General features: G+C 65.1%; 9 protein-coding genes. 1 reads left to right on the plus strand and 8 read right to left on the minus strand.

Annotated features, from left to right (window positions below):
* Positions 1-40: 40 nt before the first annotated feature.
* From CK489_RS05440 to CK489_RS05470, 7 genes are all read right to left on the minus strand, one after another.
* Positions 41-1,018, minus strand: coding sequence for an ABC transporter ATP-binding protein (locus tag CK489_RS05440; RefSeq protein WP_095731552.1), 978 nt, complete (start codon positions 1,016-1,018; stop codon positions 41-43).
* The gene (locus CK489_RS05445) at positions 1,015-2,427 is read right to left on the minus strand and encodes an Asp-tRNA(Asn)/Glu-tRNA(Gln) amidotransferase GatCAB subunit A (RefSeq protein WP_050631013.1); all 1,413 of its coding nucleotides are present in this window, start codon (positions 2,425-2,427) and stop codon (positions 1,015-1,017) included. Before CK489_RS05445 ends, CK489_RS05440 begins: the two co-directional genes overlap by 4 nt.
* A complete protein-coding gene (locus CK489_RS05450) occupies positions 2,424-2,621 on the minus strand; it encodes a hypothetical protein (RefSeq protein ID WP_021080297.1) in 198 nt (65 codons plus the stop codon). The genes CK489_RS05445 and CK489_RS05450 overlap by 4 nt, the downstream gene beginning before the upstream one ends.
* Complete coding sequence (locus tag CK489_RS05455; RefSeq protein WP_198960838.1) at positions 2,618-3,691, minus strand: ABC transporter ATP-binding protein; 1,074 nt, start codon at positions 3,689-3,691, stop codon at positions 2,618-2,620. Before CK489_RS05455 ends, CK489_RS05450 begins: the two co-directional genes overlap by 4 nt.
* A gap of 4 nt (positions 3,692-3,695) precedes the next feature.
* The gene (locus tag CK489_RS05460) at positions 3,696-4,583 is read right to left on the minus strand and encodes an ABC transporter permease (protein ID WP_095731553.1); all 888 of its coding nucleotides are present in this window, start codon (positions 4,581-4,583) and stop codon (positions 3,696-3,698) included.
* Positions 4,584-4,648: 65 nt separating this feature from the next.
* Positions 4,649-5,602: an ABC transporter permease gene (locus CK489_RS05465; RefSeq protein ID WP_095731554.1), complete on the minus strand. Its 954-nt coding sequence runs from the start codon at positions 5,600-5,602 to the stop codon at positions 4,649-4,651.
* Between the two features lie 233 nt (positions 5,603-5,835).
* Positions 5,836-7,488, minus strand: a complete 1,653-nt coding sequence (locus CK489_RS05470; protein ID WP_198960839.1) for an ABC transporter substrate-binding protein — start codon at positions 7,486-7,488, stop codon at positions 5,836-5,838.
* 212 nt (positions 7,489-7,700) lie between these two features.
* Here CK489_RS05470 and CK489_RS05475 point away from each other — a divergent pair, with 212 nt between their 5' ends.
* Positions 7,701-9,308 carry an ABC transporter substrate-binding protein gene (locus CK489_RS05475; RefSeq protein ID WP_095731556.1) on the plus strand — a complete coding sequence of 536 codons (1,608 nt, stop codon included), beginning with the start codon at positions 7,701-7,703 and terminating at the stop codon, positions 9,306-9,308.
* A 153-nt stretch (positions 9,309-9,461) separates the two neighbouring features.
* On the opposite strand, the gene CK489_RS05480 is transcribed toward CK489_RS05475, so the two are convergent.
* Positions 9,462-11,696 carry a CHASE2 domain-containing protein gene (locus CK489_RS05480; RefSeq protein WP_050631008.1) on the minus strand — a complete coding sequence of 745 codons (2,235 nt, stop codon included), beginning with the start codon at positions 11,694-11,696 and terminating at the stop codon, positions 9,462-9,464.
* Positions 11,697-11,711: the final 15 nt, after the last annotated feature.

The following is an 11,711-nucleotide window of genomic DNA, read 5'->3' on the forward strand; positions in this document are numbered from 1 at the left end:
GGGCTCCGGTTCGCGTGAAGAAAACGCGTCAAACAGAAATCTAGGCCGTCGCGACGCTGGGCTCCGCCAGGACGCAGCGCGCCTGGTGGCCCGGTGCGACCGGCACATTCGGCGGCAAGCTTTCGCTACACCGCTGTTCGGCGAACTTGCAACGCGGTGCAAACGAGCAGCTCGCCGGCGCGTGGTCGAGCGAGGGCGGCGTGCCCGGGATGGTTTCGAGCCGCTGACCGCGCATCGCGCCGTGAATGGTCGAGGCCAGCAGGCCCTTGGCATAGGGATGCACCGGCGTGCGCACGATATCGCGCAAGGCGCCCTGCTCCACAATCTGCCCGGCATACATCACCGCGACGCGGTCGCAGATCTCGATCGCAACGCCGATGTCGTGGGTGACAAAGATGACCGACATGCCGAACTCGCGCTGCAACTCGCGCAGCAGCAACAGGATCTGGATCTGCACGGTGGCATCGAGCGCGGTGGTCGGCTCGTCCGCGAGCAGGACCTTCGGCTTGCAGGCCAGCGCGAGCGCGATCATCGCACGCTGACGCATGCCGCCCGACATCTCGTGCGGATAGGACTCCAGCCGCCGCTTCGCCGAGGGGATCCGCACCACTTCGAGCATCTCGAGCGCGCGCGCCGTGGCCTCGCGTTCGCTCTTGCCCTCGTGACGCATCACCGTCTCGGCGATCTGGCGGCCGATGGTGTAGACCGGATCGAGCGCCAGCGCCGGCTCCTGGAAGATCATCGAGACGGTCTGGCCGCGGAATGCGGATAGCGCCTCGTCGTCCATCGCCAGCACCTCCCGGCCCAGCACCTTGACGCTGCCGGAGATCTGCGTGCGCTTCCGCGGCAGCAGCCGCATCAGCGCGCGCAAGGTCACGCTCTTGCCCGAGCCGGACTCGCCGAGCAGCCCCAACACCTCGCCTTCGCCGAGCGACAGGCTGAGATCGTTCACGGCATGGACCGTGCGATCGCCGGTGAAGCGGATGTTGAGGTTGTTGATCTCGACGAGGTTGGTCATGCGAGCTTGGGCACCTTGGCGTGGAAATCGGTCGCGCGCTGGAACGCGGCGCCGATCCGGAGCAGTGTGGCCTCCTCGAAGGAGCGGCCGATCAGCTGCATGCCGACCGGCAGTCCCGTCTTGGTGAAGCCGGAGGGAATCGAGAGCGACGGCAGGCCGAGATAGTTGACCGGACGGGTGAACCGCGTCAGCCGCTGGATCACCGCCTCCGCACCCGGACCGTTACCGACATCGCTCTCTGCGATTGTCGGCGCCGGCACCGGCGAGGACGGCGCGATCACAGCATCGACGCCGTTGACCGCCGCATTGTGCGCGGCGAGCGCGGGCCCACGCCAACGCATCGCCTCGAGATAGGTGACGGCAGGAATGGTCAGGCCGTTCTGCAGCCGCATCAGGACCTGCGCACCGTAATCCTGCGGCCGCTCGATCATCCAGCGCTTGTGGAGGGCGGCAGCCTCGACCGCGAGCACCAGTTGCGACGCCGCACCAAGCTGGCGCTGGTCGGGCAGCTCGACCTTGACGATTTCGGCGCCCTCCCGCTTCAGCGTCGCCACCGTCTCATCGAGGACGCGCGCCACCTCCGAATCGAGGTCGTCGACATAGAACGCCGTCGGGACGCCGATCTTGAGACCCTTCAGCGGCTGCCTGGTCGCAGCCATGTAGTCCGGCACCGGCTGCGTCGACGCGGTGAGATCCTCGGGGTCGGCGCCGGCCATCAGGCCGAGCAGCAGCGCGCAATCCTCCGCGGTCTGCGCCAGTGGACCGACGGTATCGAGCGACTGCGACAGCGGCATCGCGCCGGCGCGGCTGACGCGGCCGACGGTCGTCTTCAGGCCGGTAACACCGCAGAAATGCGCCGGCATGCGGATCGAGCCGCCGGTGTCGGAGCCGAGCGCGGCGAAGGTGAGCCGTGCGGCGACCGCCGAGCCCGAGCCGGATGACGAACCGCCGGTGATGTGCTCGACATTCCAGGGATTGCGCACCGCACCGTAATGCACGTTGTGACCGGTCGGCCCATAGGCGAACTCGACCATCTGCAGCGAGCCGAGCCGGATCTGCCCGGCATCCTTCAGCCGCTGCAACGCCGTCGACGTTGTCTTCGGCACGAAGTCGCGGCGGATCAGCGAGCCACAGGTCACGACCTTGCCGGCGTCGTAATACATGTCCTTGTGCGCCAGCGGCACGCCGTGCAGCGCGCCACGACTCCTGCCTTTGGCGAGGTCGGCATCAGCCTCGGCCGCCGCGGCAAGCGCCTGTTCGGATTCAATTGCCATAAAGGCGTTGAGACGCGGCTGCCATTGCGCAATGCGATGCAGCACGGCACGCGTCACCTCATGCGAGGAGACCTTCTTCTCGGCGATCGCCTCGGCGACCGCGGTCAGCGTCATCAGGGCCGGATCAGCGCTCATTTCGACACCTTTGCGATCTGCGCCAGCAGGAAGCTCGCGGGTTCGAGATCGAAGGGCAGCGTGCCGGCGATCGGCGCGAAGCCGTCGAATGCGGGTCCGATCGAGTTGGCGATGCGGGTGGCGACTTCATCATCAGCGGGCACGTCGGCGACGTGCGCGATCACCTTGACGTCCTTGGGAGTGGGTCTGGTCATGCCGCGTTTTCTCCTTTTGCTTTTGCCGGCGCGCGGCTGTGCCCCGAGCCAGGAATGGCCATGTAGCACGCCGCTTGATGGCCCATTGTATCGAGATCGCTGAGTTTTGGCGTGTCGTTTGCGCAGAGCGGCTCCGCAAACGGACAACGGGTGTGAAACCGGCAGCCCGGCGGCGGATCGATCGGGTTGGGCGGATCGCCGGAGATCGGCGGCACCTCGGTGCGCTTGTCGGGATCGGATGACGGCATCGCCGCCAGTAGCGCGCGGGTATAGGGATGCGCCGGCGCATCCCAGACCGCATCGACCGGGCCGAGTTCGACGACCTCGCCGAGATACATCACCAACACCCTGTCGGAGATGTAGCGGACGACGTTGAGATCGTGGCTGATGAACAGATAAGTCAGGCCGAATTCGCGCTTCAAATCGGCGAGCAGATTGAGCACCTGCGCCTCGACCGACTTGTCGAGCGCGGAAACCGCCTCATCGAGGATCACGAGCCGCGGCGACAGCGCGAGCGCGCGGGCGATGTTGACGCGCTGGCGCTGGCCGCCGGACACTTCATGCGGATAGCGGTTGGCGAAAATCTCCGGCCGCAGGCCGACCTTGCCGAGCAGTTCGCGCGCCAGCGTCCGCGCCGTGTCGTCGGCCATGCCGTGGACCTTTGGTCCGAAGGCGATGGATTCCTCGATGGTGAGGCGCGGGTTGAGCGACGCGTAGCTATCCTGGAACACCATCTGCACGCCGCGCCGAAGATCACGCAGCGAGAGCGCCGGCCCGACCTGCCGACCATCATAGATGATGTCGCCGCCATCACGGGGCATCAGATGCATCAGCAGCCGCGCCGTGGTCGATTTGCCGCAGCCGGATTCGCCGACGATACCGACGGTCTCGCCCTTCATGACCGCGAAGCTGACATCGTCGACGGCGCGAACGGTCTTGCGTGGGCCGAACAACCCGCCGCGCACCGGGAAGTGCTTGGTCAGCCCCGTGACCTGCAGCAGCGGCTGCGCGGCGCCGCCGATGTCGGCGACCGGCTCCAGCATGTCGGACACGGGATTGGCATCCGTCATCGCACTAGTTCCTGATGTCCATGGCGCTGCGCATGCCGTCGCTGAGCAGATTGAAGCAGATCGAGACCGCGAAGATCATCGCACCCGGCAGCGCCGCGACCCACGGATTGACATAGATCGCGGTGCGCAGCGTGTTCAGCATCAGACCCCATTCCGGCTCCGGTGGCTTTGTACCCAGCCCGAGGAAAGAGAGGCCGGCGGCCAGGATCATCGACACCGAGATCAGGCCGGTGGCGTAGACGAAGATCGGGCCGAGCACATTGCCGAGCATGTGAACGCGCATGATGGTGAAGGGACCGGCGCCGGAGGCGCGCGCCGCCTCGACGAAATCCATGCTGCGGACGCCGGTGGTGACGCTTTCGGCGACGCGGGTGATCTGCGGCACGAACACGATGGTCAGCGACACGATCGAATTGGTGATGCCGGCGCCGAGCGCGCCCGAGATCGCGATCGCCAGCAGCACCGACGGGAAGGCGTAGAACACGTCGACGGTTCGCATGATCGCGGTGTTGAGCTTGCCGCCGACGTAGCCGGCGACGAGGCCGAGCGAGGTGCCGATCACGAATGCGAAGATCACCGGCAGGATGCCGATCACCAACGAGAGACGGCCGCCATAGATCAGACGCGCCAGCATGTCGCGGCCGAGCTCGTCGGTGCCGAGCGGATAGCCCGGCGTGCCGATATGGCGGAGACGGCGGATCATCGAGCCCTGATAGGGATCGGCGAGATGCAGCCACGGCGCCAGCAGCGCCGAGGCAAAGATCAGCAGCAGGATGATCGCGCAGGCCATGCTGACCTTGTCGCGCCTGATCCGTCGCCCGACCGTCGCCCAGTAGCCGCGCGCCTTGCTCGCGGGTGCGGCTTGCAATGCAGTATCTGACATCGCACTCATGCGAAGCCCCTTGGTTGGAGCATGATCTCCGCGGAAAGCCGGTCTCCACTTTTCCGGATCATGCTCTAACTCCGCTTGATGCGCGGATCGATCGCGGCCTGCGCGATGTCGACCAGGAGATTGAGCAGCACGAAGAACAGCGCCAGCACCAGGATCGTGCCCTGAAGCAGCGGCAGGTCGCGCTGAAAGATCGCCGAGTTGAGCAGGAGGCCCGAACCCGGCCAGGAGAACACGGTCTCGATCAGGATCGAGCCGCCGAGCATATAGCCGAGCTGCAAGCCCATCACCGCGAGCGCGGTCGGCGCCGCGTTCTTGATGACGTGACGGAACACCTCGGTCTCGCGCAGGCCCTTGGCGCGCAGCGCTTCGACGAAATCCTGGCTCAGAATGTCACCGGTCAGCGCACGCACGGTGCGGGTGACAATGCCCATCGGGATCACCGAGGTGGTGATCGCCGGCAGCACCAGATAGCGCAGATGCTCCCAGTCCCATGCCCAGGCGCCGGAGCCGCCGGGCCCGGCGCCAACCGCGGGCAGCCAGTTGAGCTGCACCGAGAAGATGATGACCAGCACCATGCCGAGCCAGTAATGCGGCAGCGAGACGCCGGCGATGGCAATTGATGTCGCGACCTTGTCGACCCAGGTGTCGCGGAAATAGCCGGCGATCAGGCCGAACAGCAGGCCGAGCGTGAAGCCGATCATCGCGGCGGCGATCGCCAGCATCACGGTGTTGCCGACTGCGCGCATCACCTCCGACAGGACCGGCCGCCCGGTCGCAATCGAATTGCCGAGATCACCATGGATCGCGCGCCACAGCCACAGGCCGAATTGCACGGGCAGCGGACGATCGAAGCCGTAGGCTGAACGCAGTTGCGCAGCGAGCTCCTGCGAGGCATCGGCCGGCAGCACCGCGACCAGCGGGTCGCCGGGCGTGATGTGCACCAGGAGAAAGCACACCAGCGCGACGCTGAGCACGATCGGAATGACGTAGACGATCCGTCTGGACGTATAGGCGAGCACGTTGCGTTCTCTCTTCCTTCTCCCCTTGTGGGAGAAGGTGGCGCGCGGAGCGCGCCGGATGAGGGGTTCTGTCCGCGGCTCCAGTCAGTTCACGACAATGAGGAGTGTCCGCGGAGACGACCCCTCACCCGGCTTCGCGGAAGCTCACCATCGGGCGGCGCTTCGCGCCGACCCGGTGGCGAAGCCACCCTCTCCCACAAGGGGAGAGGGTGCACCGGTCTACGCCTCCCGTGTCACGGCGCGACCGTGACCGGCGAGAAGTCGACGAACCAGCTCTTCGGCTGCACGAATCCCTTGATCTTCGGGCTCATCGCACGCGGCGCCACGTCGTGGGCGACGTAAAGGAACGCCGCATCATCGACCGAGGCCGCGTGCAGTTCGGCGAGCGCCGCGTCGCGGGCCGCAGGCTCGAAGGTCTGGCGGGCCTTCTTCACCAGCTCGTCGAATTTCGGATTGTTGTTGAAGCCCCAATTGTTGGAGACCGGCGGCGCCATGCCGGATTGCAGGAAGCGCACCAGCGCGAAGAATGGATCCATCGCTGCATAGGTGACGTTGATCGCGTTCGAGCCGTTGGCCGACGGATCCTTGGCGCCGCGCCGCCAGTTGGTGAACAGCGTATTCCACTCGATGACGTCGAGCTGCACATCGAAGTAGCACTCCGCCAAAGCCTGTTGCAGATATTCGTTCATCGGCAATGGCAGCATCTGGCCCGAACCCGACGCCGAGGTCTGGATCTTGACCGTCAGCTTCTTGTTCGGACCGAAGCCCGCCTCCTGCATCAGCTTCTGTGCGGCCGGCTTGTCGTACTTGATCTGGAACGTCGGGTTGCCGCGCCAGGGATGGCCGGGCTCGAACGTGCCGGTCGCAGGCACCATCAGGCCCGCGAGCAGGCCGTCGCGCAGTCCTTCGCGATCGATGCAGAGGTTGGCGGCCTTGCGGACGCGGATGTCGTTCCACGGCGAGCCCTCGACGCGCGAGAACTGCCAGGGCCAGACATGCGGCTCCTCGTTGGAATAGAGATTGAAGCCACGCTGCTTGATCTCGGGCAGCGCGTCCGGCGCCGGTGCCTCGATCCAGTTGACCTGCCCGGACAGCAGCGCCGCGGTGCGCGCGTTAGCCTCCGGCATCGGCAGCAGCACCATCTTGTCGGTCTTCGGCACCCGCGCCTTGTCCCAGTAGTTCTCGTTCTTCACCAGCTCAAGGCGCTCGCGCGGTGTGAAGCTCGACATCTTCCACGGGCCGGTGCCCGACGCATCCTTGGCGAACGCCGCCCATGCGGCCTGCGACTTCGCCTTGGCATCGGCGCCCTCCGCCTTGTCATAGAACTGCTGCCACTTGGCCGGGCTGGCGATGAACAGATTGGTGAGGTTGATCGGCAGGAAGCTGTCGGGCTCCTTGGTGGTCAATTCCACCGTCATGTCGTCGATCTTGCGCGCCGAGACCAAGGTCGGCATGCGCGAGGCGGTGACGCCGACCTGGCTCGCGTCATATTGCGGCGCGTCCTGCTTCAGCACCTTGTCGACATTCCAGACCACCGCGTCGGCGTTGAACGGCGAGCCGTCGTGAAAGACGACGCCGGGACGCAGCTTGAACACCCACTTGGTCTTGTCGTTGTCGTCGACCTTCCACTCGGTGGCGAGGCCCGGGATCATCGCGCTCGCCTTGTCCGACGAGGACAGGTCCCACATCGTCAGCGCGTCGTACATCGTCAGGCCGGTGAAGCGATTGCCCTCAAAACCCTGGTCGGGCTGGCCGAGCGTGCGCGGAATATCGGCAGCCGTCATGCCAATGCGCAGCACGGTCTCGGCGCTGGCGATCGCCGGCGCACAATTGGCCATCGCGAGCGCCAGCATGATCGCCGTCGCATTGGTCTTCCTGTTACGCATCTGAGCAACCCCTTCGAAGTCTGGTGACGTTTTGGTGATTATTTCTTGGGCAAGCGTATGCAATGCCTGTGCCAAGGGGAATAGTTCTTCAGCAATTTACCGCCGGGCGCGTCATTTCTTCCCACCTTAGGCTAAGGCCGGGCCATGGTGCCTATTCTGGCATCATGCTTGCAAGTTTTTGGCTCCGACTTCCCCACCAACGGAGCCTTTATATGCGTGCGCGCAATTCGATCCTGATGGCGGCAATGGCGCTTGCCCTGACTGCAGGCTGGCCGGCGATGTCGGCGCGCGCGGAGTCCATTGTGCGCTATGGCATTTCGATGGCCGACATTCCGCTGACGACCGGCCAGCCCGATCGCGGCGCCGGCGCCTATCAGTTCACGGCCTACACGATCTACGATCCGCTGGTGGCCTGGGAGATGGATGTTGCCGACCGGCCGGGCAAACTGGTGCCCGGGCTTGCGACCGAGTGGAAGGTCGACGACAACGACAAGACCAAGTGGCGCTTCACGCTGCGCAGGAACGTCAAATTCCACGACGGCAGCGACTTCAACGCCGACGCCGTGATCTGGAATCTCGACAAGGTGCTGAACGACAAAGCGCCGCAATTCGACAAGCGGCAGAGCGCGCAGGTGAAGACCCGCCTGCCCTCGGTTGCGAGCTACGCCAAGATCGACGACTTCACCGTCGAGATCACGACCAAGACGGTCGATTCCTTCTTCCCCTACCAGATGCTCTGGTTCCTGGTCTCGAGCCCGGCGCAATATGAGAAGCTCGGCAAGGACTGGGACAAGTTCGCCAGCCAGCCCTCCGGCACCGGTCCGTTCAAGCTGACCAAGCTGGTGCCGCGCGAGCTGGCTGAGCTGACAAAGAACCCGGACTATTGGGACAAGAAGCGGCTCGCGAAGGCCGACAAGCTGATCCTGATCCCGATGCCGGAGGCGCTGACCCGCACCAATGCGTTGCTCGCCGGGCAGGTGGATTTGATCGAAACGCCGGCGCCCGACGCCGTGCCGCAGCTCAAGGCCGCCGGCATGCGGATCGTCGACAACGTGACGCCGCATGTCTGGAATTATCATCTGAGCGTGCTGCCGGGCTCGCCCTGGACCGACATCCGGCTGCGCAAGGCGCTCAACCTTGCGATCGACCGCGACGCGGTGGTCGGCCTGATGAATGGTCTGGCCAAGCCGGCCAAGGGCCAGGTCGACCCGTCGAGCCCGTGGTTCGGCAAGCCGACGTTCGAACTGAAATACGATCTCGCGGCCGCGAAGAAGTTGGTGGAGGAAGCCGGCTATTCCAAAGACAAGCCGCTGAAGACGACCTTCATCATCGCCCAGGGCGGTACCGGACAGATGTTGTCGCTGCCGATGAACGAATTCCTGCAGCAGAGCTTCAAGGAGATCGGCATCGATATCGATTTCAAGGTGGTCGAGCTCGAGACGTTGTATTCCCATTGGCGCAAGGGCGCGGCCGACGAGATGAACGCCGGCATCACCGCCAACAACATCGCCTATGTCACCTCGGACCCGCTCTATGCCATCGTGCGGTTCTTCCATTCCGGCCAGGTGGCGCCGACGGGCGTCAACTGGGGCGGCTACAAGAACCCGAAGGTCGACGCGCTGATCGACGAAGCCAAGCAGACCTTCGACACCGCCAAACAGGATGCGCTGCTGGCGCAGGCCCACGCGCTGATCGTCGACGATGCCGCCCTGGTCTGGGTGGTGCATGACACCAATCCGCACGCGCTGTCGCCGAAGGTGAAGACCTTCGTGCAGGCGCAGCACTGGTTCCAGGATCTGACGCAGATCGGGCTGGAGTAGGTTGCTGGTCGTCGCCGCGTAAACCTCTCCGCCGTCGTCCCGGCGCAGGCCCGGACCCATGACCACGATTAGGTGTTGTTGGAAAGCCGTCTGGCGGCTTGCCCATCACGCCGGCCGCGGCGTGTGGGCCGGCCTGCGCCGGAACGACGAAGCCTACTTCGTCGTCAACGCAAAGGCGCCGTCCCAATCGTCCGGCGGCGGCTCCTTCTGGAAAGCGCGGATGCGGGCCTCATAGAGGCGGTAGAGATATTGCAACGCCTGCGCCTCGTCGGTCTTGCGGCCGCGCTCGATCGCGGCGAGCGCGCCATCCCAATCGCGGCTGCGGTAGCAGGCCAGCATCTCGATGGTCAGGTTGCGCAGCCGCTGGAAGCGGCCGGAGCCGGCGACGTCTTCGCGCCCGGCGATCGCATAGATCACCTCGGGCTCCTTCTTGCCTTTCACCATGATGAAGTCGAGTTCGAGGATCGCGAACTTCTCCTTCACCGCGAGCGCGGTCTTCGAGCCGACGATGATCGGGAAGCCGTACTCCTTGGATTGGCCTTCCAGCCGCGAGGCCAGATTGACGCTGTCGCCGAACACCGAATAGTCGAAGCGGACGTCGGAGCCCATATTGCCGACCACGCAAGTGCCGGTGTTGAGACCGACGCCGATGTTGAGCGGCACATAGACGTGGCCACCCTCCTGGGCCTCCTGCTCACGCGCGCGGTTGAGGACGTCGACGCGCTCCAGCATGTCGAGCGCGGCGTCGCAGGCGTTGAGCTGGTGCTGCTTGTCGTCGAGCGGCGCGTTCCAGAACGCCATGATGGCGTCGCCCATATATTTGTCGATCGTGCCCTTGCGAGCCAGGATCGCGTTGGAAAGCGGCGTGAGAAAGCGGTTCATCAACGTCGTGAGACCCTGCGGATCGCTTTTGTAGGTCTCCGAGATCGTGGTGAAACCGCGCATGTCCGAGAACATGATGGTCATCTCGCGCTCCTCGCCGCCGAGCACGAGCCGCTCCGGCGACTGCGCCAGCTGCTCGACCAGCGCGGGCGACATATATTGCACGAACTGCGACCTGATCTGCCGGCGCTGCTGCTGTTCGCGCACGAAGGCGGAGAAGATCAGCGTCAGATAGATCGCCGTGGTCGACATCAGCGGATAGGTGAAATCGATCAGGAGCCGGTGCTGGGAATAGAAATACCAAGAGGTGCCGATCAGCACCGAGGCGAACAAGCCGCCGACAACGACCAGCGTCACCGGACCGAATTTCGGCGCGAAGGCGATGACCAGGAGCCCCATGATCATCGCGGCGAGGAATTCGATGGCGATGCCGTAACTCGGCTGCGAAACGACGTCACCGGTGAGCGCGCTCTCCAGCACCTGGGCATGAACCTCGACCCCGGGCATGGCCGGCGTCACCGGTGTGGTCTTGATGTCGTTCAGCCCGACCGAGGAAGTGCCGATCAGGATCAGCTTGCCCGCGATCCGGTCCGGCGAGACCCGCCCATCCAGCACGTCGACGGCCGAAACATAGATCGAGGGGTCACGGCGGGCGTAATGGATCCAGAGCTGGCCGTAGAGATCGGTCGGAATCGCAAAGCCCTTGATGCCGAGGCTCTGGATGCCGCCCTTGTCGGCCTTGATCAGGATGGTGCCGGAGCCGCCCGCCACCCGCAGCATTTCGAACGTCAGCGACGGCATGGTGACGCCCTGCGCGACCATCATCATCGGCACCCGCCTGACGATGCCGTCGCGTTCCGGCCTGATCGTGAACAGGCCCCGCCCGGCGGCGGCCTCCTCGAGCACCGGCACGTTGCGCAACAATCCCGGAAACTGGAACATGAACTGCTGCGGCTCCTCGCCGAGCATCGCAAGCCCGGTGACCGGCAGCTTTTCGTTGAGGTCGGCGCGCACATTGGGACCGCCGGATTCGCCGAGCACCACGCGCGAGTTCTTGATGGCGTCGGCGAAGATGCTGTCGTTGCTCGGCAGCTGCCGCAGCCGGGCGCGCATCTCCTCATCGAGGCTGCTGAACGTATCGGCCGCGATATCCGGATTGAGACGGTCCGGCTCGGAGAACACCGCGTCGAACGCGATCACCACGGCGCCGAGCCGGGTGAGATTGATGACGATGTCGGCAAGCCGTGTCCGCGGCCACGGCCATTGTCCGAGCCGGGGATCGGCGAGGCTCTTCTCGTCGATATCGACGATGGTGACGGGCCGCGCGGTCTTCTGGCGGGGTTCGAGCACCTGGAAGGTGTCGAACGTCCTGACGCGAATCTCCTGCACCGGAGCCGGATCCACAGCCCGCAGCGCAGCAAAGCCGATCAACAGCGCCACGCAGGCCAGCCGCGCATAACCGAAGCGCCGTGCGAACCACCTCCGTATCGCCTTCAGCCGTTTCATGCCGTCTGGATATCA

Source organism: Bradyrhizobium sp. UFLA03-84 (assembly GCF_002289535.1).
Lineage (GTDB): Bacteria > Pseudomonadota > Alphaproteobacteria > Rhizobiales > Xanthobacteraceae > Bradyrhizobium > Bradyrhizobium viridifuturi.

Bases quoted from the DNA above. Each gene is read 5' to 3' on its own strand.
- CK489_RS05470 (WP_198960839.1), bottom strand. From the start codon at position 7,488: ATGCGTAACAGGAAGACCAATGCGACGGCGATCATGCTGGCGCTCGCG.
- CK489_RS05480 (WP_050631008.1), bottom strand. From the start codon at position 11,696: ATGAAACGGCTGAAGGCGATACGGAGGTGGTTCGCACGGCGCTTCGGT.
- CK489_RS05440 (WP_095731552.1), bottom strand. From the start codon at position 1,018: ATGACCAACCTCGTCGAGATCAACAACCTCAACATCCGCTTCACCGGC.
- CK489_RS05450 (WP_021080297.1), bottom strand. From the start codon at position 2,621: ATGACCAGACCCACTCCCAAGGACGTCAAGGTGATCGCGCACGTCGCC.
- CK489_RS05460 (WP_095731553.1), bottom strand. From the start codon at position 4,583: ATGAGTGCGATGTCAGATACTGCATTGCAAGCCGCACCCGCGAGCAAG.
- CK489_RS05455 (WP_198960838.1), bottom strand. From the start codon at position 3,691: ATGACGGATGCCAATCCCGTGTCCGACATGCTGGAGCCGGTCGCCGAC.
- CK489_RS05475 (WP_095731556.1), top strand. From the start codon at position 7,701: ATGCGTGCGCGCAATTCGATCCTGATGGCGGCAATGGCGCTTGCCCTG.
- CK489_RS05445 (WP_050631013.1), bottom strand. From the start codon at position 2,427: ATGAGCGCTGATCCGGCCCTGATGACGCTGACCGCGGTCGCCGAGGCG.